The sequence below is a fragment of the Mesorhizobium sp. P170090 genome, assembly GCF_057786115.1.
This window is the reverse complement of sequence record NZ_JBYNWH010000001.1, coordinates 282,199-308,007: the sequence shown is the minus strand read 5'-3', so window position 1 is coordinate 308,007 and position 25,809 is coordinate 282,199. Positions and strand designations below refer to the sequence as shown.

Genomic DNA, 25,809 nt, shown 5'->3' with positions numbered 1-25,809 from the left:
TAGCGGCGGGCCGTCTTTGACGGCTCGCCGTTTTTCGCATGATATGAGAAGCACACAATCGCACTGCCGTCACCGCGGCGGTCTGTGGGGGAGGAGCCGTTCGTGCCGCACTGGCTACACCTGATGCTGGACTCGTTGCCGACACTGCTGTGGGCGGCGTTGATCTTCACCGTACCGCTGACATTGCTGTCGTTCGCACTCGGCCTGTTCGTCGGCCTGGTTGTCGCCCTGGTGCGGCTGTTCGGTCCCAAGCCTCTGGTTGCCGTGGTCCGCTTCTATGTCTGGATCTTCCGCGGCACGCCGCTTCTGGTGCAGCTGTTCCTGATCTTTTACGGCCTGCCTTCGGTCGGCATATTGCTGGACGCTTTTCCGGCGGCGCTGATTGGCTTCACCCTCAACATAGGCGCCTACAGTTCGGAAATTATCCGCGCCGTGATCGGCTCGGTGCCGAAGGGCCAGTGGGAGGCGGCCTATTCGATCGGCATGACCTGGAGCCAGGCGATGCGGCGCACCATCCTGCCGCAAGCCGGCCGCGTCGCCGTGCCGCCGCTGTCCAACACCTTCATCTCGCTGGTCAAGGATACGTCGCTGGCCGCCGCCATCACTGTGCCGGAGATGTTCCAGGCGGCGCAGCGCATCGTCGCCACCACCTATGAACCGCTGATCCTCTATGTCGAGGCGGCGATCCTTTATCTGGCGATGAGCTCGGTGCTTTCGGCCTTGCAGACGCGGCTGGAGGAGCGGCTCAACCGCTATGGCGGCTTCCTGGAGGCGCGCTCATGATCGGCCTCACCGACATCGAAAAGCGCTTCGGCGACAATCTGGTGCTGAAGGGCGTGACGGTCACCATTGCCGAAGGCAGCGTCACCGCGCTCGTCGGCCCCTCCGGCGGCGGCAAGAGCACACTGCTGCGCTGCATCAACCTGTTGGAGATCCCGACCTCGGGCATGGTGCGCATCGGCGACGAGACGCTGGAATCCCGTCCCGGCATCAAGATCCCCAGCCGCGACATCCAGCGCCTGCGGCTGCAGACCGGCATGGTGTTCCAGAACTTCCAGCTGTTCCCGCATCGCACCGCGATCGAGAACGTCATGGAAGGCTTGGTGACGGTGCTGAAATGGCCGACGGCAAAGGCGCGCGAGCGGGCACTGGCGCTGCTCGAGAAGGTCGGCATGGCGCACAAGGCGGACGATTGGCCGGCAACGCTGTCGGGCGGCCAGCAGCAGCGTGTGGCGATCGCCCGCGCCCTGGCGCCGTCGCCGAAAGTGCTGCTTTGCGACGAGCCGACCTCGGCGCTCGATCCGGAACTGGCGCAGGAAGTGGTCGACGTGCTGGGAAAACTCGCCAGCGAAGGCACGACCATGGTGATGGCCACGCACGACCTTCGCCTTGCCTCCAAGATTGCGCAGGAGGTGGTGTTCCTCGACGCCGGCGTCATCGTCGAGAAGGGGCCGTCCGCCGTGGTGTTCTCCAACCCGGAGCGTGAACGGACCAAGCGTTTTATTGCGACGCTGAAGCAGGAGGCGGAGAAGGAAGCCGGCGGCTGAGCCTTCTACGTTCCCCTTGTGAAGAGGTCGGACGGAAGGTCCGGGTGCGGTCTGGTGTCGTCCCCATCCTCGCTGCTTCGCAGCCACCTGCCTGGGCGAGCCACGGGTCCCGCCCGTCCTTGGAACCCCACAAGGGGGTAAAAACAAAAACCCGGCACAAGGCCGGGTTTTTCATGAATTCGACGGTGAAAGCGATCAGGCAGCTTCTTCCTGCTCGGCTTCCTCATTGTCGGCCTTGGCGCCGCGCTTCGGGCCCTTGTTGAGGTTGACCTCGATCAGGCGCACGGCTTCGGTTTCCGACATGCGGTTGACTGCCGCGATCTCGCGCGCCATGCGGTCGAGTGCCGCCTCATAGAGCTGACGCTCGGAATAGGACTGTTCCGGCTGGTTGTCGGCACGGTAGAGGTCGCGCACGACTTCCGAGATCGAGATCAGGTCGCCCGAATTGATCTTGGCATCATATTCCTGCGCACGGCGAGACCACATGGTGCGCTTGACGCGGGCGCGGCCCTGGACGACCTTCAGCGCGCGCTCGACATAATCCTCTTCCGACAGCTTGCGCATGCCGATGGAGGTCGCCTTGGCGACCGGAACCTTCAGGCGCATCTTGTCCTTCTGGAAGTCGATGACGAACAGTTCCAGCTTGTGGCCCGCAACTTCCTGCTCGTCGATCGAGACGATCTGGCCGACGCCGTGCGCCGGATAGACGATGTACTCGCCGGTCTTGAAACCGTGGCGTGCCGAGGTGGACTTCTTCTGCGGGGTGATCGTTGCCATTACGCCCTGAACTCCTTGTTGTGGCACCGGCGGCCTGCCGGTCCGAACGCATGCGACCGGGGACACCGATCGTTAGCCGCACAACAGATGAACCCATCGGAAAAAGCCGGGACCGGCAAACCGCATACATAGCGACTGCCTGGCCCAGATCGCTCTGGTCCGATTGGGGATTTCACCTTTCAGTGATTTGGGGCGCTTGCGCCATAAATCGACGTTGTGTCACCGGCATGTTTCAACTGGTGTAGCACAAAAAGTCGGAAGAATCAAGGTTTTGCTGCAAACGCGAAGGTCGAGCGACATCGCCGCCTGTCAAGGCAGTTAATGTATGATGCGCGTTACGCAGCGTTATGACGATCCAATAGGCCGCACTTTTTTGCTTTGCGCATCACCCTTTCCGAAATCGATTCCGATTCCAGGGTCATGCGCTCAGTCGCCTTCGCCGGGCTCGGCGGAGAAATATTTCTCGAACTTGCCGGCCTCGCCGTCGAAGCTCTTGGCATCTGCCGGAGGCTCCTTCTTGGCGGTGATGTTGGGCCATTTCTCGGCGTATTCGGTGTTGACCTGCAGCCATTTGTCAAGGCCCGGCTCGGTGTCGGGCTTGATTGCATCGGCCGGGCATTCCGGTTCGCAGACGCCGCAGTCGATGCACTCGTCGGGATGTATGACAAGCATGTTCTCGCCCTCGTAAAAGCAGTCGACCGGACAGACCTCGATGCAGTCCATGTACTTGCATTTGATGCAGTTGTCGGTCACGACATAGGTCATTGGTCGGCTCCGGGACGTCCCGTTCTTGCTAGAGCGACGTGCGTCCAATTGGACGCATAAAGTACGCTCTAACACTTTGAATCTGCGCATCGTGCCTTCCGAAAAATCGATTTCCGATTTTCGGGCCGATGCGGCGGCTTTTTTGGTGAGGTAACGCCTTTGCCTGCCGCTTGCAAGGGCAGCCGTTGCAGGCGGGGCCCGCGTGTCCGGAATGAAATTCCAGACCGCCGGCATGGCGCAGACGGCCAAGGCTTCAGTCTTCGCCGAACAGCCGGTCGGTTTGCCTGCGCTCTTTCTTGGTCGGCCGGCCGCTGCCGGCGTCGCGCAGCGCCGGAATGGCATCGGCAACAGCCTCGCCTTTTGGGACCGGCGGCGGGGACATGTCCTCGTAGAGCGTGCGCGCTTCCTCGGCCGGACCGCGACGCACGCCGGTGCCAAGCACCTTCCAAACGAAGATGCGGCGCTCGTGCGTAATGGTCAAAACGTCGCCAGGCTTGACCAGATCGGAGGCCTGCGCTGCTTTGTCGCTGTTGATGCGGACGCGTCCGGCGACGACCAGCTTGGCCGCCAGCGAGCGCGATTTTATCGCGCGCGAAAAGAACAGCCACTTGTCGATGCGCTGACGACCTTCAGCAACCATCGCAGCGAGTTATCTCTTGTTGGAGCATGATCTTGTCCGAAAACCGGTTCCACTTTTCGGGATCATGCTCAGAGCCTACTTCTTCAGCTGGTCGCGCAAGGCGGCGAGCTTGGCGAAGGGCGAGTCCGGATCGAAGCGCGCCGGGCGTTCTTCGCGTGGCTTGGCCTGGAAAGCCGGCTTGGCGCCTTGCGGTCCGCCTTTGCCTTCCGGCCTGCCGCCTTTCCAGTCAGGCCGGCCCTCGCGCGGACGCTCGCCTTGCGGCTTGCCGTCGCGGCGCTGTTCGCCCTCGGCCTGCGGCTTGGGCTTGAACTTCGAACGGTCGAAGCGTGGCTTGGCGGCACCGTCGCGCTGGTCGCGCCGGCCCTGATAGGCCGGCCGTTCGCCCGGTGCCGGCTGTCCGCCGGCAGCGTCGGCCGGCGCATCGGCGCGGCTAGCCTGGCCGTTACGCGGGCGATTGTCTCTGCGGTTGTCTTGCCGATGGCGCGGGCGCTGCTCGAAACGACCCTGCCGCCACAGCAAGATGGGCTTTGGCGCTTCGGCCTCGGGGACAGGCTCAGCGCTTCCACCCTCCCCCTCGTGGGGAGGGTCGGCGCGCAGCGCCGGGGTGGGGGCAGCGTCGGCGTCGGCGGTTGCGCCTGAAGTGTCTGCTGTGTCTGCACCTGCTTCGTCAACGCTGTCACCCCCACCCGCGTCGCTTCGCGCCGCGACCTCCCCCATCGAGGGGGAGGTAAGGGCGTCGGCGTTTTCGGCGACGGTGGCGTCGGCGCTTTCGGGGACGGTGTCGTCAGCTTCCGCAACAGCCGGAGCTTCTTCCGTGATTTCTATGGGGGCTTCGACTTGGGGAGCTTCGACCTGTTCTTCCGCGACGGGCTCTGCCGTTGCTTCCGCGATGGCTGGAGCTTCGGCGGTGGCTTCAACGGCCGCAGTTGGCTCCGAACCCTCGGGAGGCGCGCCCGGCTGAGCGTCCGCAGCAACAGCCTCCGCTGCGGCTTCGGCGACGGGCTGCTCAGCCGCAGGCTCAGCGGCGGCAACCGCATCCGGCTCCGATCCAACGGCCGGCGCTTCAGCGACGGCTTCGCTTGCAGCGGCTTCCGTCGCCTTGGCCTGTTCAGCTTTTGCAGCCGCGTCCGCAGCCAGCTTGGCGGCAGCCGCTTCCCGCGCCGCGTTGTCCTGTGCTTCCAGCCGCGCCTTGACCTCTGCCGGCGGCTTCGGCTCGGCGCGGTAGCCAAGGCCTTTCAGGATCTCTTCCATGTCGTCGGCGGTTGCGCCGAGGATGGACATCATCGGCGGCGTCACCATGAAGGACTGGCCGTCATAGGCGCCGTCCGGGCGCTGTCCCAGACCGGGCTTCCAGTTGGTCGCAGGCCGGATCAGGTCGGCCAGCCGTTCCAGAATGTCGATGCGCACGGCGCGGCGGCCGAGATTGCGGTAGCCGGCGAGCTTGTAGAAGCTCTTGTCGAAAGCCGGATCGATGACCACCGAGGTGCGGCCGGAGGCCAGCGCGTGCACCACGTCGCCAAAGCCGGGCTTGTCCTTGCCGTCGTTCTTCAGCGCCCACAAAAGCGTGATCAGTCCGGCGGGCGCCGGCTTGATCAGCGCCGGCACGAAGACGTGGTAGGCGCCGAAGCGCACACCGAGCCGGCGCAAGGCGGCGCGACCCTCCTGGTCGAGCGACTTCATTTCCTCGGCGATGTCGCGGCGGTTGATGAGGCCGAAATGCTCGACGAGCTGGAAGGCGATGCCACGGCCGATGCCGGCGATCTGCTCGGCATTCTTCAAGTCGACCAGCGGCTTCAGCAAGGATTCGATCTGGAAATTGACGAAGCGCTCGGCGCGCGCGGCGACCTTGTCGCGGGCGGGACCGGTCAACTGCTCGTCGGCCAAAAGCACCAGGCGCGGCTTCAGCGCGTCCTCGCCGGCAACCAGCGTGCCGATCGGCGCGCCGATCCAGCGCAGCGTGCCGTCGGAGCCGAGCGCAAGGTCGCCATTGGCGCAGGCGCCGAAGCGTTCGGCACGTGCCTCGAACTCGGCGGCCAGCGCTTTTTGCGCTGCCGTACGCACGGCCTTGGCGTCTTCGCCGCCGGCGCTCTGATCGGCGGTGAAGCGGAACCCTTGCAACTCGCCGACATGATGGCCTTCGACAAGGACGGTTCCGGTAGGACTGATTTCGGCTTCAGGCATTGTATTTTCTCTAAGGCGCCGCATGAGGACGGAAGTCCTGCGGTCTACAAACCGTTTCGTCAACCGCTCATGCAGCGCATCCGACAATCTGTCTTCGATTTCGCGCGTCTTTTCCCGCCAGTGTGCCTGATCGGCCAGCCAGCCCGGCCGGTTGGACACGAATGTCCAGGTGCGGATCTGCGCAATGCGGTGCGACAGCGTGTCGATGTCCCCCTCGGTCGTATCGGCGCGGCGCACCTGCTCGGCCATGTAGTTCTCGTCGACATGGCCGTGTTGGGCGAGGTCGGTGTAGATAGAAGCGATCAGGTCGGAGTGCTGGGCCGGCGCGATCTTGCGGTAGTCCGGCAACGCGCAGGCTTCCCACAGCAGCGCGACGCGCTTGGCATTGGTAGCCAGCGCGCGGATGTCCTCGTCGCGGGAGAGATGTTCGAGCGCCTGGGCATCGACCGCCGGCAGCGCCCGCGTCAGGCCTTCGACCGGCGCGTTGGTTTCGATCGAGCGCTTCAGCGCGTCGAGGCTGGCGAAGTCGAAATGCGCGGTGCGCCATTGCAGCACCTTCACCGGATCGAACTCGTGCCCCTCGATGCGCTTGACCAACTCCTCGTCCAGCGGATCGACCTGGCCGGTGACGCCGAAGGTGCCGTCGCGCAGATGGCGGCCGGCGCGGCCGGCGATCTGGCCGAGCTCGGCCGCCGTGAGATTGCGGTACTGATAGCCGTCGAATTTGCGGTTCTGGGCGAAGGCGACATGATCGAGATCAAGGTTGAGCCCCATGCCGATGGCGTCGGTGGCGACGAGATAGTCGACGTCGCCTGCCTGGAACATTGCCACCTGGGCATTGCGGGTGCGGGGCGACAGCGCGCCGAGCACGACCGCCGCTCCTCCTTGCTGGCGGCGGATCAGCTCAGCGATGGCATAGACCTCGTCGGCGGAGAAGGCGACGATGGCCGTACGCCGCGGCAGGCGGGTCAATTTCTTCGAACCGGCATAGGCCAGGTGCGACAGGCGAGGGCGCGTCACCACCGAGACGCCTCTCAGCAGCTTTTGCAGGATGCCATGCATGGTGGCCGCGCCGAGCAGCAGCGTTTCCTGGCGGCCGCGTAGGTGCAGGATACGGTCGGTGAAGATGTGGCCGCGCTCGAGGTCGCCGGCGAGCTGCACCTCGTCGATGGCGACGAAGGCAACGTCGGTCTCGCGCGGCATGGCTTCGACGGTGCAGACCGAATATTTCGCGCCGGGCGGCTGGATTTTTTCCTCGCCGGTGATGAGCGCCACCTTGTGGGCGCCGACCTTTTCGCAGACGCGGGCATAGACCTCGCGCGCCAGAAGGCGGAGCGGCAGGCCGATAATGCCGCTCTCATGCGCCACCATGCGCTCGATGGCGAGATGGGTCTTGCCGGTGTTGGTCGGACCCAGCACGGCAGTCACGTCGCGGCCCGACAGGATCAGCGGCTCGGTGTGTTTCGGCTGGATGTTCATCGGCCTGGAGATGAGGCTTTCTGCATCGTGTTGTCGGGAGCGCGCCTCGCGTGGCGCGTATGACAGGCGACACATAGGGATTTCAGGCGCGAAGCGAAAGCGGAATGTTCCGGCCGGCAATCCCACGGTTCGTCTTTGAGGTCTCAATTAACAGTTGGAACGAGTCTGGAACGAATCGGCGACGAATCAGTGACTCCGGTAGATTCAGCTTTTGTTCACGGCTACATGTGGATTTTGCGAGCCTGAGTCTCACCATATGCTGAATCGCGGAAACTGGCCCGATTCCTGCAAGGCGACCATTGGCGTTAACCTTTGCCGGCGGAGCATCGTCGTGATCCGATACGCCTCGGCCAACATTATGAAATTGTTGAATTTTCTTAATCGGCCTTAACCATTTGCCGGTGATTTTCGGCCTTGGTCGTTAACGTTGCGCTCAAAGCCGGAACGAATCGGCTATGAATCAGCGATGGCGGGATTTTCCTGGTTTGTTCACCCCAACATGTTGTGTTATCCACAGCTTGTCCACCGAGAATTCACAGCTTGCGAACCGGGTTTTGCACAGGGCGCCTGGAAATCGTTAATCTTTGCGTGCCGGAACGGGTCAATGTCTAGCGCGCAGCCCGGGAACATCGCCGGCCGGCGATGAAAAAACGGGCCATAAGCCGGCCCGTCCTACCGGGCGAAATGCTGTCGTTCAGGCGAAATACTGGCCGCCATTGGCTGTGATGGTCGAACCGGTGATGAAGCCGGCGTCTTCGGAAGCGAGGAAGACGACGCAACGCGCGATCTCTTCCGGTTCGCCGAGGCGGCCGACCGGAATCTGCGGGATGATGCGTTCATTCAGCACCTTCTCGTCGATCGCCTTGACCATCTCGGTGGCGATGTAGCCGGGGCAGATGACATTGACTGTGATGCCCGCGCGCGCGCCCTCCTGCGCCAGCGCCTTCGAGAAGCCGATGTCGCCGGCCTTTGCGGCGGAATAGTTGACCTGGCCGGCCTGGCCTTTCTGGCCGTTGATGGAGGAAATGGTGATGACGCGGCCGAATTTGCGGTCGCGCATGCCGCCCCACAGCGGATGCGTCATGTTGAAGACCCCAGACAGATTGGTGTCGATGACTTCCTTCCACTGCTCGCGCGTCAGTTTGTGGAACATGGCGTCGCGGGTAATGCCGGCATTGTTGACCAGCACCGAGACCGGGCCGAGATCGGCCTCGACCTGTTTGATTCCGGCGGCACAGGCGTCGTAGTCGGCGACCGACCATTTGTAGGCCTTGATGCCGGTTTGTGCGCTGAACTTCCCCGCTGCCTCGTCATTGCCGGCATAGTTGGCTGCAACGGTGTAACCGGCATTCTTCAGGCCGATCGATATGGCGGCGCCGATGCCGCGCGATCCACCGGTGACGAGCGCTACTTTGGTCATTGAAAGTTCTTCCTCCCTTTGGTCGGAAGAAGGGAATAGGGAGTAGGGAGTAGCGAGTAGGGATCGATATCCCGCCGCGCTGCTCCTTCTTCCCCATTCACTACTCCCTATTCACTACTCACTTCTCGTTCACAGCGCTTCCACGCACAGAGCGACGCCCATGCCGCCGCCGATGCACAGCGTGGCAAGGCCCTTCTTGGCGCCGCGGCGGCGCATCTCGAAAACCAGCGTGTTGAAGACGCGGGCGCCCGACGCGCCGATCGGATGGCCGATGGCGATGGCGCCGCCATTGACGTTGACGATCGACGTATCCCAGCCCATGCCCTTGTTGACGGCGCAGGCCTGCGCGGCGAAGGCTTCATTGGCCTCGACAAGGTCGAGGTCCTTGACCGACCAGCCGGCCTTCTCGAGCGCCCGCTTCGAGGCGGGAATAGGTCCGGTGCCCATGATCGCCGGATCGACGCCGGCCGTCGCCCATGAGGCGATGCGCACCAGCGGGGTGATGCCGCGCCTTGTGGCTTCAGCCTCGCTCATCAGCAGCGCGCCGGCGGCGCCGTCATTGATGCCCGACGCGTTGGCGGCGGTCACGGTGCCGTCCTTGTCGAAAGCCGGCTTCAGCTTGGACATGGCGTCGATGGTGGCGCCGTGGCGGATGTACTCGTCCTGGTCGACGACAGTGTCGCCCTTCCTGCCCTTGATCGTGAAGGCGACGATCTCGTCCTTGAACTTGCCGGCCTTCTGCGCGGCCTCGGCCTTGTTTTGCGAGGCCAGCGCAAACTGGTCCTGGTCGTCGCGGGTGATCTGGAACTGGCGGGCGACGTTCTCGGCGGTGTTGCCCATGTGGTAGCCGTTGAAGGCGTCCCACAACCCGTCCTTGATCATGGTGTCGATCATCTTGTAGTCGCCCATCTTGACGCCGGCGCGCAGGTGCTCGGCGTGCGGCGACAGCGACATCGATTCCTGGCCGCCGGCGATGATCACCGTGGCGTCGCCGGCGGCGATCTGCTGCATGCCGAGCGCGATGGCGCGCAGGCCCGAGCCGCAAACCTGGTTGAGGCCCCAGGCGGTCGTCTCCTTGGGCAGGCCGGCATTGATCGACGCCTGGCGGGCGGGGTTCTGGCCCTGCGCGGCGGTCAGCACCTGGCCGAGAATGACCTCGTCGACTTCGCCCGGCTCGACGCCGGCGCGCGCCAAAAGCTCCCTGATGACGACGGCGCCAAGTTCATGCGCCGGGGTGGCGGCGAAGGCGCCGTTGAAAGAGCCGACAGCCGTGCGTGCGGCGCTGGCAACGACGATTGAATTGGAAGCGGACATTTTTCTCTCCAGACTTCGAGGTGTCGTGTTCTTGGGGGCTTGTTGGGACTTTTCTTGCCCGTTCCACACCCCAAGTCAAACCGGAAATGGGCATGCCGGCCAAGCGCCGCAAGCAGGGCGCGGGCGGCCGGCGGGATCGCCCAACCTTTGCTGCGCAGCATAATTAGCCCGCCATGCAGCAATAAATGATGCCGCACTGCACAAAGCGCTTGGAATTATAGAGCTTTTGCGCATATCCTTAAAAATGGCGCAATCGTTACCGGCGGCTTACTCAGGCGCGCCGGTGTCCCGGGAGGATGCTGATGGCCGCGAAAGACGACCCTATCATTATCAAGAAATATGCCAATCGCCGGCTCTACAACACCGGCACCAGCACCTATGTCACGCTCGAGGATCTGGCCGAGATGGTCAAGAAGGGCGAGGAGTTCACCGTCCAGGACGCCAAGACCGGTGACGACATTACCCATCCGGTGCTGACGCAGATCATCTTCGAACTGGAGAACAAGGATGGGCAGAACATGCTGCCGATCCCGTTCCTGCGCCAGCTGATCGCTTTCTATGGCGACCAGATGCAGCAGATCGTGCCGAGCTTCCTCGAACAGTCGATGATGGCCTTCTCCAAGGAACAGGAGCGGTTCCGCGAGCAGATGAAGGGCGCGATCGGCAAGTCGCCGCTGGATGTGATGAAGATCGCCACGCCGATCAAGGCGCTGGAAGAGCAGACACGCCGCAACATGGAAATGTTCCAGAACGCGATGCGCCTGTTCACGCCCTTCCCGACCGCCGCCACAAATGCTGCGGCCGCGGCTGCACCCGAGCCGGCCCGCAAGGACGTCCCGGAAAAGAGCGGCGACGACCTTCAGGAACTGAAGCAACAGATCGCCGCCATGCAGCGCAAGCTCGACACCATGTCGTAAGCGACCGCCGCATGGTCGACCGCCCTCAGTTGGTCGAGGCGGCTGTCACGGGTCGATTTTCAGCTGCCACGGTTCCCAGATATCGTCGGGCTGGCCGTCGAGCGAGCGGTAGAAGGCTTTGGCCGGCGAGTTGGATTTCAGCACCGTCCATTTGATGGCGGAGGCGCCAATGCTCAAAGCGTGTTGGCGAAGCTGTTCAACAAGCGCATGGCCGACCCCCATGCCGCGCGTCGCTTCAGTGACGTAGAGTTCCTTCAGCCAGACAACCGGCTTCAGGTCGTAGGTCCAGGGGATGAGGTAGTGGACGGCGATGCCGACGATCACGCCCTCTCGCTCCGCCACCAACACGCCGAACCGGGGCGATGGCCCCAGCCCGTGCTCGATGAGGTTCGCTTCGGTGACGCGAAGCTTGTCGTCATAACCCTCGAAGACAGCTAGCGCCCGCATGAGGGCGAGCACCGCACCGACATCCTGGCGCTCGAATGGACGAATTCTAACCATCGCCTTCTGCATGCTTGCTCAGTCTTCAAGGCCGACCATATCGCGTGGCCTCACGCGTGCAAGACACCGGGCTCCTTGCCTGAAGCGAAAGGAAGGTCCTCGTCCTGCCAACCGGTTATGCCGCCGATCATGATCTTCACGGGACGACCGAGGCTGGCCAGCTTGAAGGCCGCCTGATCCGCGCCATTGCAATGCGGTCCCGCGCAATAGACGACGAACAGCGTCCTTTCGGGCCATTGCACCATCCGCCCGGCCGATATTTCGCGGTGGGGCAGATGCAGCGCGCCCGGCACATGGCGGCGTCCATAGGCTTCCGGCGAACCGACCACATGCAGGAGAACAAAGTCCGGCTCTCCGGCACGCAGTGCGGCGGCGACGTCGGAACAGTCGGTCTCGACGGAAAGCCGGCGCAGAAAATGGTCGCGGGCGATATCCGGCGATGCCGCCGGAATGTCTGTCACGTGGCTCATCCTCGTATCTCCATTGCTGATGCGACGGAGAGATAAGACAGGAAGCAGGGCGATTGCAGCTGGCAGCTTTGCCATATATCGTCAAGATCATGCCATCCTCTGCGAATCCGCGCCCTGCCAACCCTCTTGTCGTTGCCGTTGCCTATGACGGGCTGTGCACGTTCGAGTTTGGCGTGGCGGTTGAGATCTTCGCCTTGCCCCGGCCGGAAATGGGTGAGGATTGGTACCGTTTTGCGGTTGCCGGTATTGATACCGGTGAAATGCGCGCGCTGGGCGGCGTGCGTATTGTTGCCGACGGCGGGATCGATCTGATCGGCCAGGCCGGCACGGTGATCGTACCGGGATGGCGCGGAACGGAGGCTCCGGTGCCGCCGGCGCTGATCGAGGCGCTTCGAAAGGCACACGAGCGCGGCTCTCGCATTCTTTCGATCTGTTCGGGCGTGTTCGTGCTTGCCGCCGCCGGCCTGCTGGCGGGCAAAAGAGCGACCACGCATTGGCGCTACAGCGAGAAGCTGACGGAGATGTACCCCGACATCACCGTGATTCCGGACGTTTTGTACATCGATGAGGGCAATGTGCTGACATCGGCAGGCAGTGCAGCGGGCATCGATCTTTGCCTGCATCTGGTTCGGCGCGACTTCGGCACCAAGGCTGCAAACATGGTGGCGCGCCGTCTGGTCGTGCCGCCGCATCGCGACGGCGGCCAGGCGCAGTATGTCGAGAGTTCCGTACCCGAGCCACATGAGCGCAGCCGGCTTGGACCGTTGATCGACAGGATGCGCGCCGATATTTCTGCCGACTATCCCGTCGCCATCTTGGCCGAGCTTGCCGGGATGAGCGAGCGGACGTTCCTGCGCCGGTTCGCGGCCGCGACCGGCGTCACGCCGGCGCGCTGGCTGCTGTCGGAACGGCTTTCGCGGGCGCGCACGCTGCTGGAAGACACCGCCATGCCGATCGAACGGATTGCCGAGACCGCCGGCTTTGGCGCGGCAGGCACGCTGCGGCATCATTTTCGTCAGCAGTTCGCCACGACGCCCGTCGCGTACCGTGCGCGGTTCGGGAACACGGCCAGGTCGGCTTAAGTCACGCGCCCCTCATAGCGGCCACGCGGCCTGATGATGCTGCCGCTAATGATCTGTTCGACCATATGCGCGGCCCAGCCGACACTGCGTCCAAGCGCGAACAAACTGAACGGTGCATCGCGCGGCAAGCCAAGGCCGCGCGTTAGTGCGGCCAGGGCGAAGTCGATGTTGGGCTGGGCACCGGCCGCCGCCATGGCGCCTTTTTGCAGCTGTTGCAGCGTCTCGTCGACAGGGATGACTTCCAGAAGTGCGGTGGCACGGGGATCGCCGTCGGGATAGAGCGGATGGCCGAACGCCGGCAAGGGCCGATCATGGCCGAGCCAGCGCCGGATCGCCGCATCCGCGCCGTGGGCTGCTGCATCTTCAGCCAGTTGCATCGCCGCTTCGCCGGCGCCACCGTGGCGCGGACCGGACAGCGTTGCCAGGCCGGCCAGCAGGCATGCGGCAGGCGAGGCGCCTGTGGACGCTGCGACGCGGGCGGCGAAGGTCGATGCGTTGAGTTCATGATCGGCGAGCAGGACGAGGGCGCAGCGGATCGCTTCCGCGCCGGCATCATCCACCGACCAGCCCTGCGCCAGGCGCTTATGGACGGGCGCTGTGCCGGTTTCGGCGCCCAGCGACTGCGCCAGCGCTCCGACTGTGCGCGCGGCCTCGGTGCACAGCGAGGCGGCGCTGCGTCCTAGCGAAGGCCGCCCGTGGCCTGCAAGCATGGCAAGCTGCGCAAAGGCCGAGGCGCGGCCGACTGGATGAGGCGCTTCAGATGACGGAGCTTTGAAAGCCACCGGTTCAGGCGAGGCCCAGAGCACAGCAGCGGTTTCCTCCAGCGTCGCCGCTTTGGAGAGCGCAACGGCGTCTTGCCCTCGATAGATCAGTCGACCGTGCAGCACAGTCGAAATCGCGGTGACAATCGAGGGTTCGCCCCAGGCAATCGCACTTTCGGCGATGGCCGACGGACTGCGGCCGCGCGCCCGGCGGGTCGCCAGTGCGGCGATGTCGTCGGCGCGGTACTGGCTGCGGCGCGGGTCGCTCTCATCCGGCCGCATGCCGATGCGGCCACGGCTGACATAGGCGTAGAGCGTCTGCGGCCGGACCTTGAGCCTTTCCAGCGCCTCTTCCCGCGACAGCCATTCGGACATTTTCAGCCCATACATTGATTATATTGATCAAGATTGATCGAGGCGCAGCCTAACCCTTATCTCCCATGCAGAAAAGCTGCAAGGAGATGAGATATGGCGAACGGGCTCGATGATGTGGTGGCGGCGGAGACCGTGCTCTCCGATGTCGATGGCCTTGGCGGCCGCCTGACGATCCGCGGTCATTCGCTGCCGGAATTGGCGGGACGCTGGCGCTATGCGCAAGTGGTTCGCCTGTTGCTCGACGGCTTCTTCGACGGCCTTCCCGGCGATGCCGAACTGGCAGCGAGGCTGGGCAAGGCTCGCGTCGAGCTGTTCGAGCGGCTTGCACCCTCGCTGCCGCTGCTCGCACCGATTGAGATCTATGGCGCCATGCGCGCCGGCATGGCGCTGCTGCCGGATGGCGAGACACCGACGGACGCCTTGCGGCTGATCGCGGCGCCCGCCGTGCTGACGCCGGCTCTGCTGCGCCTGGCGCGTGGCGAGCAGCCGATCGCACCTGACGCGAAGGCCGATCATGCCGCCGACATGCTGAGGATGCTCGAGGGATCCGTCCCGTCGCCGGCGCTGGCAAGGGCACTCGACACCTATCTGGTGACCGTCTGCGATCACGGCCTCAACGCCTCGACCTTCGCCACCCGCGTCGTCGCATCGACGCTGGCCGGGCTGACATCGTCGGTGCTGGCTGGGCTCGGCGCGCTCAAGGGGCCGCTGCACGGCGGCGCGCCCGGCCCGGTGATCGAGATGCTCGATGCAATCCAGGCGCATGGCGACGCGGCCGGTTGGCTGCGCGAGAAGGTCGCGCATGGCGAGCGCATCATGGGTTTCGGCCATCGTATCTACCGCGTGCGCGATCCGCGCGCCGATGTACTGAAAGCCGTCGTGCGGCAGCTCGGCAGCGAGGGCGAAGCCGGCCGCCGCCTGGCCTTCGCCGAGAAGGTCGAGCACACGGCGCTCGAAGTGCTGCGGATCGCCAAGCCGCAGCGCTCGCTGCAGACCAATGTCGAGTTTTACACAGCGCTTGTGCTTGAGGCGGCTGGCTTTCCGCCACAGGCGTTCAGCAATGTCTTTGCCGCCGGACGTGTCGCCGGCTGGATCGCGCATGCGCGCGAACAGCAGACGACGGGGCGGCTGATCCGTCCACAGTCGCGCTATGTCGGGCCGGTGCCGGACCTCGTGGCCTGAGGTTCCAAGTTCAGATTGTTGCGAAGAGGACCCCACCCTAGCTTGCCGGGGCGAGCCACGAATCTCGCCCGTCCTTCGGACCCCCACAAGGGGAGGGCAGCTGGCGCGCGCCGCCGAAACGTCGGTGGTTTGCTGAGATCAGCGTCTACCAAGTCTCCCTCCCCCTTGTGGGGAGGGATCAAGGGTGGGGGTATTCGTAGGGCGAAGACCTGGGCGTGGAGGACCATTCCCCATGACCAAAATTTCATGTGATCACGCGACCGTGTTCGTGTTCTTGCCTTGGTCATCCCTTATATGCTGCACTGCAATATAAGTCCGCTGCCGTCGAACCCGCCCGATTTCCGGGCGGAATGAGGCAGCAGCGACCAAACTGAACAGGAACGCCATGACCAAAAACGGCAAGGCGGAGGAAACGAAGAAGATCAACATTGCGCTGCAGGGCGGCGGCTCGCACGGGGCTTTCTCCTGGGGTGTACTCGACCGGCTGCTGGAGGATGGCAGGCTCGACATTTCAGCCGTGTCCGGCACCAGCGCCGGCGCGATGAATGCGGTGGCGCTGGCCGATGGTTTTGTGCGCGGCGGCGTCGAGGGTGCACGGCAAAAGCTCGACGACTTCTGGCGCGCGGTGGCGGCCAAGGGCCGCTTCAGCCCGGTGCAGCGCATGCCGTGGGACGTCGCCTGGGGCAACTGGTCGATCGAGAACACGCCCGGCTATTTCTTCTTCGACACCATGTCCCGAGTGTTTTCGCCCTATGTCGCCAATCCGCTGGGCTTGAACCCGCTGCGCGACGTGGTCGAGCAGGAGATCGATTTCAAAAATGTTCACGCCTGCAAGTCGATGGAGCTGTTCATTTCGGCGACCAATGTCGAGACCGGCCAGCTGCGCGTCTTTTCCGACGGCGAGATCGACCTCGACACGGTGATGGCCTCGGCCTGCCTGCCGCAATTGTTCCGCGCCGTCGAGATCAAGGGCGTGCCCTATTGGGATGGCGGCTATGGCGGCAATCCGGCGCTGTTTCCGTTCTTCAAGACGGCGGCGACGGAGGATGTGCTTTTGGTGCAGATCAATCCGGTGGTGCGCGAAGGCACGCCGAAAAGCGCCAACGAAATCCAGAACCGCATCGACGAGATCACCTTCAATGCCGGGCTGCTGAACGAATTCCGCTCGATCGCCTTCGTCAAGGAACTGATCGCCGCCGGCCGGCTGCCGCCTGGCGAATACCGCGACATCCGCATGCACCGCATCGATGCCGACGAGGCGTTCAAGGATCTGTCGGCGTCGTCTAAGGTCAACGCCGAATGGGCTTTTTTGACCTATTTGCGCGACCTTGGCCGCATAGCGGCGAGCGACTGGCTGGAGGAGAATTACGACGCCGTCGGCAAGCGGCCGACGCTCGATCTTTCCGGCGAACTCGATGACGGCTTCAAACCGGTGCGCGGGCCGGCACCGGGACGGCGGGTGAAGGAATTCCTCGCCGCCCGCAAGAAGCCGGAGGCGGAACGCCGGCGGGCCTGAGTCCGCCCGGATCGATCAAGACGATCAGCGAAGTGTTCGGCAAATCGGAGTAGCGCCGATGACTTTCCGTCCCGGAACAACCGTTGCGTGTGACGGTATACAAAATCATACTGACGCCTGCTGCCATTCACTGAGTGGCTACGCAGGTCGCGCCCACATTTGAGCGTCAAAAACTAGTGGGGGCACAGGGTGATGTCAGCGCTCGTAACGCCTTGAAAACAAGTCGGCTCCAGCATCCGTGCGGCGCCGGGGCTGCGGTTCCGTCGAATGACGGGGCGCCGACAAAACCGTTTCTCGTTGGCCACACTACATCGCCTGGCACAATGTTCCTGCAACTTTTCGACTGTATTGCGATGCAACTTTGATGTAGAAGCGCGGCTTCGCCGTTCACGGCAAATTGAACACGGCCTGGCGCGCACCCATATCGGCGACGCGCCCGAGTTGGAAGACACGGTAGCTGTTAGACGACGGACTCCTGTTGGATAACGACTTGGCCGAACCCCGCAGTGGAAAAACAATGATGCCGAAGATCAGGTTTCACAAGCTTGCCGCTATTGTCGTGCTCATCGGCTTCGCCGCCTGGATGGGAACAGGCGCGTTCTCGTCGGTCGGCAGCGCCGCTGTCGAAGGTGCTGGCAAGGCAGGCGATCAGGCCAAGCCGGGCGATCAGGCCAAGGCGCCGGATGCAGCCAAGGCGGCCGAGGCCGAACCGAAGGCGCCGCTGCGGACCGTCGCTGTGGTGACGCCGCCGCGCAAGACCTATGCCCGCGCCATCCGCATTTCCGGGCTGACCGAGGCCGACAAGCGCGCCGTGCTGGCGACGCGTGTCGCCGGCGTCATCGAAAAGCTGCCGGTCAAGCAGGGCGATCACGTCAAGACCGGCGATCTGGTGCTGATGCTTGCGGCGGAAGAAAAGATCTCGATGGTCGACAATGCCAAGCAGCTCGTCGTGCAGCGCCAGGCTGAACTCGAAGCGTCGCTTCGGCTCATGAAGACCGGCAATCTGCCCAAGCTGCAGCTCGACACGGCGCGTTCGAACCTGACCGCTGCGCAGTCGCAGCTGGAAACGGCGCAGGCCGAACTCGACCGCAATCTGGTCAAGGCGCCCTTCGACGGCGTCATCGACCGGGTGCCGGTGGAGCTCGGCAGTTCCGTCATGCAGGGCGGCGAGGTGGCAACCATCCTCAAGCTCGATCCGGTGATTGCGCGCGGTGAAGTCAGCGAACGCGACCTCGGCTATCTCAAGCTCGGCGACAAGGCTGCTGTGCGGCTGGTCAGCGGCCAGACCGTCGAAGGCACCGTGCGCTACATCAGCCGCGACGCCTCGTCGGCGACGCGCACCTTCCGCGTCGAGATCGCCGTCCCCAATGCCGACGGCTCGGTGCCGGCCGGCATGACGGCAGAGATTGCGCTCAGCGCGCAGCCGACCGACGCCGTCATGTTGCCGCGCTCCGTGGTGACGCTGGGCGACAAGGGAGACCTCGGCATCCGCGCCGTCGACAAGGACAACAAGGTGGTGTTCTTCCCGATCGACCTGGTCGATGACTCGCCGAAGGGCCTGGTGCTTGGCGGCATTCCCGCCGATGCCCGCGTCATCGTCGCCGGCCAGGAACTCGTCAAGGAAGGGGACGTCGTCAAGCCGGTCGAGGCCGACCAGGCGACCATCCAGAAACTGTTGGGCGAAGCGACAACGCAGTAGCGCCGGGTGGCCCCGGGCGGGGACAACCGGCCGCCATGCGGCTCCTGAAATCTTGAGAACAGGCCATGGATATCGTCAAACTCGCGATCAACAATGCCCGGCTGACCATTGCGGTGCTGGTCTTCCTGCTGCTGGCGGGCTGGGTCGCCTATCAGTCGACACCGAAGGAAGCGGAACCCGACGTTCCTACCCCTTATGTTTATATAAATGTTGCCTATCAAGGCATCGCGCCCGAAGACGCTGAAAGACTTCTGCTTAGGCCTCTGGAGGCAAAGCTTAAGAGTCTCAAGGGGTTAAAGGAGATGAAATCATCCGCCTATCAGGGCGGTGCCTTTGTCTTCCTTGAGTTTCTGCCGTCTATAAAAGTCGACACCGCGGTGACTGATACACGCTCGAAGGTTCAGGACGCGAAGGCTGACCTTCCCCAAGCGGCAGAAGAACCGGTTGTTACCGAGGTCAACATTTCCGAGTTTCCCGTCCTGGTCGTCACGCTGTCCGGCGATGTGCCCGAGCGTGTGCTTACGGCGGCGGCGCGCGAACTGCGCGACCGCATCGAGGAAGTCCCGGGCGTTCTTGAGGGCACCATACAAGGCGCGCGCGACGATCTCGTCGAGGTCGTCATCGACCCGATGAAGCTGTCCTCCTACGGCCTGCAGCTCGACCAGTTGATCGGCGCGGTCGGCGCTTCCAACAGCCTGGTCGCCGCCGGCAATATCGAGGGTTCGGAAGGCAAATACGCGGTCAAGGTGCCGTCGCTGATCGAGACACCCGAGGATGTCGCGTCCTTGCCGGTGGTCGCCGGCCCCAATGCCGTCGTGCAGGCGAAGGACATCGCCACGGTGCGTTCGACCTTCGCCGACGCCGAGACCATCACTCGCCTCAACGGCAAGCCGGCCATCGCCATCGAAGTCAAGAAGCGCATCGGCGCCAACCTGATCGACACGCTGGCCAAGGTGCGGGAAGTGTCCGACGCCTACGTCAAGACGATGCCGGAAGGCATGAACATCACCTACACGCAGGACAAGTCTGTCTTCGTCAACCAGCTGCTGGGCGACCTGCAGAACCACGTGATGATCGCCGTCATCCTGGTGTTCATCGTCATCCTCTATGCGCTGTCGGGCCGCGCCTCGCTGCTGATCGGGCTTGCCATTCCGTCATCCTTCCTGATCGGCATCCTGCTGCTTGCGATGATGGGCTACACGATCAACATGATCGTGCTGTTCAGCCTTATCCTGGCGGTCGGCATGCTGGTCGACGACGCCATCATCGTCACCGAATTTGCCGAACGGCGCATGGGCGAAGGCATGCCGAAGGCGGAAGCCTTCACGCTGGCCGCCAAGCGCATGGCCGGTCCGGTCATCGCCGCGACCATGACCCGCATCGCGGCGTTTTCGCCGCTGCTGTTCTGGCCCGGCATCATCGGCGACTTCATGAAATACATGCCGATCACGCTGATCGTCACGCTGTCGGCCTCGATGCTTTATGCGCTGGTGTTCGCGCCGACGCTGGGCGCGCTTTTCGCCAAGGCGCCGGAGCATCACGAGGAACACAATCGCGACGGCTGGTACATGGCGCTGGTCAAGCAGGCGGTGCGCTTCCCCATCACTGTGCTGGTGCTCACAGCCGTGCTGCTCACCGGCGTCGGCTTCGCCTATTCGAAGTATGGCGCCGGCGTCGAGTTCTTCCCCAGCGTCGAGCCCGATTACGGCCTGCTCTATGTGCATGCCCGCGGCAATCTCTCGCTGGCCGAAATGGATACGGCGACCAGGATCGCCGAAAACCGGCTGCTCGGCTGGCCCGGCGTCAAATCGGTCTACACCCGCGTCGGCAAGACGCAAGGCGGCGGCCAGGACGTGCCGGAAGATGTCGTCGGCGTCATCCAGTATGAGTTCATCGACTGGCGCGAGCGCAAATCGGCGAACCATATCCTGGATGAGCTGCGCACCGTCATGGCCGGCATTCCCGGCGTCGATGTCGAGGTGCGCGTGCCGGAGGCCGGTCCTCCCACGGGCAAGGCGGTGCAGCTCCGGCTTTCGGCCATCGATCCCAAAGGGCTCGACGACCAGGCCCGTGCGGTCGCGGCGCGCATCGCCAAGGTGCCCGGTGTCATCGACGTTTCCGACGGCCTGCCGCCGCCCGGCGTGGACTGGGCGCTCGAGGTCGACCGCGCCAAGGCGGCGCAGTACGGCATCAGCCCGACCGCCGTCGGCACCGTGGTGCAATTGGTGACCAATGGGTTGAAGCTGTCCGAGTACCGGCCGGCCGGCGCCGACGATGCCGTCGATATCCGCCTGCGCCTGCCCGAAGACCGGCGCACGCTATCGACGCTCGACGAGCTCCGGGTGCAGACCGCGCAAGGCTCGGTGCCGATCTCGAACTTCGTCGTGCGCAAGCCGGAGCCGACCGTCGGCATCCTCAACCGCATCGACGGCGCCCGCACAGTGGTCGTCCAGGCCAACGTCGCCGCCGGTAACCAGGTTGCGGCGGTGCAGGCGGAGGTGACCAAGGCGGTCACCGACATGAAGCTCGACAGCGGCATACGCTGGAAGCTGGCGGGGTCGAACGAGGACAGCGCCGAAGCCAGCGCCTTCCTCGGCAAGGCCTTCGGCGCGGCGATCTTCCTGATCTTCCTGGTGCTGCTGATGCAGTTCAACAAGTTCACCAGCGTGCTTCTGGTGCTGTCCTGCGTGGTCATGGCGACGATCGGTGTGTTCCTGGGGCTGCTGCTGACCGGCGAAGCCTTCGGCATCGTCATGTCGGGCATCGGCGTCATCGCGCTGGCCGGCGTGGTGGTGAACAACAACATCGTCTTGATCGACACCTATGACCGGCTGCGCGAAGAGGGCTGGGACAAGATGGAGGCGGTGCTGCAGACCTGCCGCGAACGTGCCCGTCCGGTGGTGCTGACGGCGGTCTCGGCCATCCTTGGCGTGCTGCCGATCGCCTTTGGCCTCGGCCTTGAAATCTTCCATCACGAGACGACGATCAACGCGCCGTCGACGCAATGGTGGATTTCGCTGTCCTCGGCCATCGTCTTCGGCCTGTCCTTCGCCACGCTGCTGACGCTGGTGGTGACGCCGTCCATGCTGATGATCTTCACGCGCAGCAAGAACAGCCGCTTCTACGCCTTTTTCCGCCGGCTGTTCGGACGCGACAAGAAGCCGAGTGCGCCCGCAGGGCCAAGACCGGGTCCGCTCGACGAGCCGGCAATCGCCTTCCCCAAAGCCGCGGAATAGCCCAGCTTTCCCCAGGCAGACAAAAGGCCGTCCGGAACAACCGGGCGGCCTTTTGCATTGTCCCCTCGCATCTGAAGAGCAAAGCGAGGGACTCTTATGACCGTCAGCACCATTCTCATCATAGTTCTGATCCTGATCCTGATCGGCGCCGTACCGGCCTGGCCGCATTCGCGCTCCTGGGGTTATGGGCCGTCCGGAATAGTCGGCGTTGTGCTTGTGGTGCTGCTGATCCTGGTGCTGATGGGCAGGGTTTGATCGTGGCAGGAGACCTCTGCGATCAGCGTTTCCTCTCCCGATGAAGCGCTGGCAATAAGCACACGGCGGTGCCAACCCCCACTCCGGCCGCTGGGCGGCCACCTCTCCCCATGTCCATGGGGGAGAGGAAATGCCAAGCTTTTCAAGGCCACGACCTCGGCGGTTAGCATTTCCTCTCCCCCACGAATGTGGGGGTAGAGGTGGCTCGGCGAAGCCGAGACGGAGTGCGGGAGCGCCATATGCGATTGGCCCGAAATCGAGATGACGAGCACACGCTGTGCCCCCTTGGCCACCCCGCACCCTTGCGTATACGCTGCCCGCACGACAATCACCGAGGGAGCCATCAAGGTGAACACCGCCAGCCCGCCAAGGCCTCTCGCCGAGATCGCCAGCTATCACGCCCACATCTACTATGACGGGCAAGCCGAGCGGCAGCACGCCGAATGGCTGCGCCTGCGCATCGGCGAACGCTTCCGCGTGCGCCTGGGCAACTGGCGCGACGAGCCGGTCGGCCCGCACGAACAGGCCATGTACCAAGTCTCCTTCGCCACCGAGATTTTCGCCACACTCGTCCCCTGGCTGATGCTGAACCATGGCGGCCTGAGCATCCTCATCCACCCCAACACCACCAACCCCAAGCGCGACCATCTGGTCGATCCGATCTGGATCGGGCGGCCGCTGGGGGTTCATGGCGAGGTGCTGGGTGAAGAGGATGAAGCGGAAGAGGCGCTGGAGGTGAACACGGAGCCGACGCTGGGGGCGTAGGGAGGCGTTCTGCAAAGTAGAGACTTGGCCTTGGAGACGCGTTCGCCAGTAGCCTAGCTCAGGCATGCATGACAAGCCGCTTTGCCCCTCAAGCCGTATCCTATGCCTTCATCATTGCTTCGTTGAAGGTGCCGAACCAGCGCGGGGCCGTTGGAGCGACGGACCGTCAATTGATGGCAAGGGAGAGTTCTCCTTGGTCGCCGGTACGCCGAGGCGGGGTCGCCGAATAGGCAAAGATTGCAATAGAGGAGGCAGCCGGCACTCGTTCCCGCAGGGTCGGGCGCACCCGTTCGGACGGAGCAACTGGCGCTCCGCACGAGGGACAGGGCAACTCACTGGTGACTGGGTGCGTGCCTGACGAAGCTCTTCGTTTCGGCTGAGATAAATGCTCTCACTTACGGAACATCGCAGGTTCGTCGAAGTTGGAAAGCTACGGAGGACGTGCACATGAACAGTGTAATCTATCTTATCGGCCTTATCGTCGTCGTGCTCGCGGTCCTCTCCTTCCTCGGTTTTCACTAGGTGGCCTCATGCAGCATGAGAAGGATCAGGGCGGACAGCCCACCGAATTCGACAAGGCGCAAAGCGACGTCTCCGAAAGACTTCGCCAGGAAAATGAGCGTGCCAGCGAGTTGCTTCACGACGCGCGGGACGAGGTGACCCGTAAGGCTGGCGACTATGCATCTGAAGCCACGCAGGTCATCTCCGACAAGGCGGAGGAGGCGCAGCGCGACATCGGATCGAGCTTGGCGGCGTTGGGTGGTGCACTGCGAGCGGCCAGCGATCACCTTGCCAGCAACGATGAAAGGAACGCATCGAAGTTCGCTTTGGATGCTGCCAGTGGCCTTGAGCGGCTTTCATCGTCCTTGAAACAGAAGCCCTTTAGCCAAGTCCTTGATGACGTGCAGTCCTTCGGCCGGCAAAATCCCGGTGTCCTGCTTGCGGGATCGGTGTTGGCCGGATTGGCTCTCGGGCGGTTCATCAAGGCTTCTCCGCCGGCAACGCCCGATTCTGAGGCCGCTCCGGGAGGCCTCAGATCACACACCGATCAGCCACAGGGTTGGTCCGCTGATCGTCCACAAGATTTTGGCGTGGTCGGCGATGATGGGGCCACGCAGATCGCGGAGCAGGACAGATGAACAACCAGGACAATCCCAGCCTTGCCGGGCTAGTCACCGATTTGGCCCAGAATGTCACCACTCTGGTGCAAACCGAGGCGAGGCTGTTTCGGGCCGAGCTCTCTGAAAAGCTTACCAAAGCCGGAGCAGGTGCCGCGGAAGTGCTGGGCGGCGCGATTTGCCTGCTCGCCGCGCTCTTGGTGTTGCTGCAGGCGCTCATTATCGCGCTGACGCGGGCAGGGCTTGGCGCGGGGTGGTCTTCCCTGCTGGTCGGTGTGGTCGTGGCGGTCCTCGGCGTCATCCTGCTGCGGACCGGGACGGCCAGCATGGCGCCTTCGGAACTTACCCCCGACCGGACCCAGGGACAGCTCAAGCGCGACGCGAGCGCGATTAAGGAACAGGTGAGATGAACGAGAAATCCGCAGCCGAACTTGAACGCGAGGCCGAGGCTGCTCGCGCTCGGGTGATGGAGACCGCCGAATCCATTCGAGGCAAGATGACGCCTGGACAATTGCTGGATGAGTTCACCGGGCTGTTCTCGGGAGGGGAGAGCGCGGCCATGCTCAGCAATCTCAGAACGCAGGTCCGAGATAATCCTTTGCCGGTCACCATGGTGGGCGCAGGTCTGGCCTGGCTGATGTTCGGCAGCGGTACCTCAAACACCGCCCACCGTTCGGCTGGCTATCCATTGCCTTCAGCGCCAGGACGACATGATGTAGCAGGGGAGCGCGGCGGCTTGGGCGGCACGCTCTCCGACGCCGCGGAATCGCTCTCCTCGAGCGCTGCCAGCGTCGGCGACACCATATCGAGCACCGCAAGAGCCGCTGCGGCGGGTCTGACGGGAAGCGCTGCCAATGCAAGCTCGACGACTGGGGACATGGCGGCGAAAGCCAGCCGCTCCGCGCAAGATCTGTTGGAGGATCAACCCTTGGCCGTAGCGGCCGTCGGTCTCGCCATCGGCGCCGCTATAGGTGCAATGCTGCCCCATACCGCAACGGAGGACGAGCAACTAGGCGCCTATGGCGACAAGCTTCGCGATTCCGCCGAAACTTTGCTCGACAGGGGCCTCGATGAGGCCAAGCAGGTCGCCGCCGACGCCTATGAGACCATCAAGCAGGAAGCTGGCCGGCAAGATATGGAAGCAGACACGATAGCCGATCAGCTCGGCGAGATCGTGAAGTCCACAGCAGACAAGACCGAGCATGCCGTGCGCGAACGAATTTCCGATACGTCTCAGCGCCAAACCTAGCTTGATGATCCTGGATCAACGATAGCCGGCCTCTCCAGAAAGGGGCCGGTGTTGTCCGTCAAACGGTGACCCGCTCGAGTCACTTCAGAGCCGTGTGCGGACTGATGTCCCTTGTCGATAGTAATCCAGCGGATCAGGTTCTCTGGATTGTTGGCCAACCCGCCGCCGATAAGACGCGGTCAGCAAAACTGGCATCTAGGCGAGGACCGACATTGCACTTGAAGTTCGCAGACCGAGGATGCCGGTCCGCTCTGGGACGTAGGGCGACACCCCCCGTCACCCCCCAGCCAACCGCGGCAGCAGAAAAATCTCCGCCCCCTGCGGCAGTTCCTTCGACCACGTATCGCGATAGATGGTCCCGTCGATCGCCACCGCGATGCCCTTCTCGATCCAGGGCTCGATGCCGGGATACTGTTCAGCCAATTTCCTGAACAGCTCCCTTATGTCCTTGGCTTCGACCTCGACCTTGCTCTGGCCGCCGGCGAGCTGGCCGAGCGCGCCCCAGAGCGTGACTTCGACCATCAGAGCCTCATTGGAGCGTGTCCGAAACCGCTGCGCAC

General features: G+C 63.7%; 23 protein-coding genes. 13 read left to right on the top strand and 10 right to left on the bottom strand.

What is annotated here, in order from left to right:
• The first annotated feature begins 102 nt into the window (after positions 1 to 102).
• Together AC3EML_RS01555 and AC3EML_RS01550 are read left to right on the top strand one after the other, a co-directional pair.
• Complete coding sequence (locus AC3EML_RS01555; protein ID WP_023693608.1) at positions 103 to 783, top strand: amino acid ABC transporter permease; 681 nt, start codon at positions 103 to 105, stop codon at positions 781 to 783.
• Positions 780 to 1,547: an amino acid ABC transporter ATP-binding protein gene (locus tag AC3EML_RS01550; protein ID WP_352520865.1), complete on the top strand. Its 768-nt coding sequence runs from the start codon at positions 780 to 782 to the stop codon at positions 1,545 to 1,547. The genes AC3EML_RS01555 and AC3EML_RS01550 overlap by 4 nt, the downstream gene beginning before the upstream one ends.
• A gap of 195 nt (positions 1,548 to 1,742) precedes the next feature.
• On the opposite strand, the gene AC3EML_RS01545 is transcribed toward AC3EML_RS01550, so the two are convergent.
• The 6 genes from AC3EML_RS01545 to AC3EML_RS01520 form a co-directional block, all read right to left on the bottom strand.
• Positions 1,743 to 2,324 (bottom strand): CarD family transcriptional regulator, encoded by a 582-nt coding sequence (locus AC3EML_RS01545; RefSeq protein WP_023673664.1) that lies wholly within the window; start codon positions 2,322 to 2,324, stop codon positions 1,743 to 1,745.
• A gap of 426 nt (positions 2,325 to 2,750) precedes the next feature.
• On the bottom strand, positions 2,751 to 3,089 hold the full coding sequence (gene fdxA / locus AC3EML_RS01540; RefSeq protein WP_013529180.1) for a ferredoxin FdxA: 339 nt from the start codon (positions 3,087 to 3,089) through the stop codon (positions 2,751 to 2,753).
• A gap of 253 nt (positions 3,090 to 3,342) precedes the next feature.
• Entirely contained in the window at positions 3,343 to 3,729 is a 387-nt protein-coding gene (locus tag AC3EML_RS01535; protein WP_023748301.1) for an RNA-binding S4 domain-containing protein, read from the bottom strand.
• A 75-nt stretch (positions 3,730 to 3,804) separates the two neighbouring features.
• Positions 3,805 to 7,389 carry a helicase-related protein gene (locus AC3EML_RS01530; protein WP_352520881.1) on the bottom strand — a complete coding sequence of 1,195 codons (3,585 nt, stop codon included), beginning with the start codon at positions 7,387 to 7,389 and terminating at the stop codon, positions 3,805 to 3,807.
• A gap of 694 nt (positions 7,390 to 8,083) precedes the next feature.
• Entirely contained in the window at positions 8,084 to 8,809 is a 726-nt protein-coding gene (gene phbB, locus AC3EML_RS01525) for an acetoacetyl-CoA reductase (protein WP_023698448.1), read from the bottom strand.
• A gap of 129 nt (positions 8,810 to 8,938) precedes the next feature.
• A complete protein-coding gene (locus tag AC3EML_RS01520; protein ID WP_023673832.1) occupies positions 8,939 to 10,123 on the bottom strand; it encodes an acetyl-CoA C-acetyltransferase in 1,185 nt (394 codons plus the stop codon).
• Positions 10,124 to 10,425: 302 nt separating this feature from the next.
• Here AC3EML_RS01520 and phaR point away from each other — a divergent pair, with 302 nt between their 5' ends.
• On the top strand, positions 10,426 to 11,040 hold the full coding sequence (gene phaR, locus AC3EML_RS01515; protein WP_023685813.1) for a polyhydroxyalkanoate synthesis repressor PhaR: 615 nt from the start codon (positions 10,426 to 10,428) through the stop codon (positions 11,038 to 11,040).
• A 45-nt stretch (positions 11,041 to 11,085) separates the two neighbouring features.
• On the opposite strand, the gene AC3EML_RS01510 is transcribed toward phaR, so the two are convergent.
• Together AC3EML_RS01510 and AC3EML_RS01505 are read right to left on the bottom strand one after the other, a co-directional pair.
• Positions 11,086 to 11,541, bottom strand: a complete 456-nt coding sequence (locus tag AC3EML_RS01510; RefSeq protein ID WP_031194243.1) for a GNAT family N-acetyltransferase — start codon at positions 11,539 to 11,541, stop codon at positions 11,086 to 11,088.
• Between the two features lie 50 nt (positions 11,542 to 11,591).
• Positions 11,592 to 12,011 (bottom strand): rhodanese-like domain-containing protein, encoded by a 420-nt coding sequence (locus AC3EML_RS01505; RefSeq protein WP_023702797.1) that lies wholly within the window; start codon positions 12,009 to 12,011, stop codon positions 11,592 to 11,594.
• Positions 12,012 to 12,079: 68 nt separating this feature from the next.
• Between AC3EML_RS01505 and ftrA the strand changes: the two genes are divergently transcribed.
• The gene (gene ftrA / locus AC3EML_RS01500) at positions 12,080 to 13,093 is read left to right on the top strand and encodes a transcriptional regulator FtrA (RefSeq protein WP_352520882.1); all 1,014 of its coding nucleotides are present in this window, start codon (positions 12,080 to 12,082) and stop codon (positions 13,091 to 13,093) included.
• On the opposite strand, the gene AC3EML_RS01495 is transcribed toward ftrA, so the two are convergent.
• Positions 13,090 to 14,229 (bottom strand): citrate/2-methylcitrate synthase, encoded by a 1,140-nt coding sequence (locus AC3EML_RS01495; protein WP_352520866.1) that lies wholly within the window; start codon positions 14,227 to 14,229, stop codon positions 13,090 to 13,092. The genes ftrA and AC3EML_RS01495 overlap by 4 nt on opposite strands.
• Positions 14,230 to 14,322: 93 nt before the next feature.
• Here AC3EML_RS01495 and AC3EML_RS01490 point away from each other — a divergent pair, with 93 nt between their 5' ends.
• From AC3EML_RS01490 to AC3EML_RS01450, 9 genes are all read left to right on the top strand, one after another.
• Positions 14,323 to 15,411, top strand: coding sequence for a citrate synthase/methylcitrate synthase (locus tag AC3EML_RS01490; RefSeq protein ID WP_352462210.1), 1,089 nt, complete (start codon positions 14,323 to 14,325; stop codon positions 15,409 to 15,411).
• 385 nt (positions 15,412 to 15,796) lie between these two features.
• Positions 15,797 to 16,927: a patatin-like phospholipase family protein gene (locus AC3EML_RS01485; RefSeq protein ID WP_023727617.1), complete on the top strand. Its 1,131-nt coding sequence runs from the start codon at positions 15,797 to 15,799 to the stop codon at positions 16,925 to 16,927.
• Between the two features lie 520 nt (positions 16,928 to 17,447).
• A complete protein-coding gene (locus tag AC3EML_RS01480; protein WP_352520867.1) occupies positions 17,448 to 18,626 on the top strand; it encodes an efflux RND transporter periplasmic adaptor subunit in 1,179 nt (392 codons plus the stop codon).
• 65 nt (positions 18,627 to 18,691) lie between these two features.
• Positions 18,692 to 21,862: an efflux RND transporter permease subunit gene (locus AC3EML_RS01475; protein ID WP_352520868.1), complete on the top strand. Its 3,171-nt coding sequence runs from the start codon at positions 18,692 to 18,694 to the stop codon at positions 21,860 to 21,862.
• Between the two features lie 96 nt (positions 21,863 to 21,958).
• Complete coding sequence (locus AC3EML_RS01470) at positions 21,959 to 22,117, top strand: DUF3309 family protein (protein ID WP_023702789.1); 159 nt, start codon at positions 21,959 to 21,961, stop codon at positions 22,115 to 22,117.
• 348 nt (positions 22,118 to 22,465) lie between these two features.
• Positions 22,466 to 22,882, top strand: coding sequence for a DOPA 4,5-dioxygenase family protein (locus tag AC3EML_RS01465; protein WP_023712827.1), 417 nt, complete (start codon positions 22,466 to 22,468; stop codon positions 22,880 to 22,882).
• 530 nt (positions 22,883 to 23,412) lie between these two features.
• Positions 23,413 to 24,021 carry a hypothetical protein gene (locus tag AC3EML_RS01460; RefSeq protein ID WP_023752870.1) on the top strand — a complete coding sequence of 203 codons (609 nt, stop codon included), beginning with the start codon at positions 23,413 to 23,415 and terminating at the stop codon, positions 24,019 to 24,021.
• Positions 24,018 to 24,410, top strand: a complete 393-nt coding sequence (locus tag AC3EML_RS01455) for a phage holin family protein (protein WP_023693628.1) — start codon at positions 24,018 to 24,020, stop codon at positions 24,408 to 24,410. The genes AC3EML_RS01460 and AC3EML_RS01455 overlap by 4 nt, the downstream gene beginning before the upstream one ends.
• Complete coding sequence (locus AC3EML_RS01450) at positions 24,407 to 25,249, top strand: DUF3618 domain-containing protein (protein ID WP_023752871.1); 843 nt, start codon at positions 24,407 to 24,409, stop codon at positions 25,247 to 25,249. The genes AC3EML_RS01455 and AC3EML_RS01450 overlap by 4 nt, the downstream gene beginning before the upstream one ends.
• Before the next feature lie 276 nt (positions 25,250 to 25,525).
• Here the strand turns inward: AC3EML_RS01450 and AC3EML_RS01445 are convergent, their stop codons facing one another.
• Positions 25,526 to 25,771 carry a MoaD/ThiS family protein gene (locus AC3EML_RS01445; protein ID WP_023712829.1) on the bottom strand — a complete coding sequence of 82 codons (246 nt, stop codon included), beginning with the start codon at positions 25,769 to 25,771 and terminating at the stop codon, positions 25,526 to 25,528.
• Between the last annotated feature and the right edge of the window lie 38 nt (positions 25,772 to 25,809).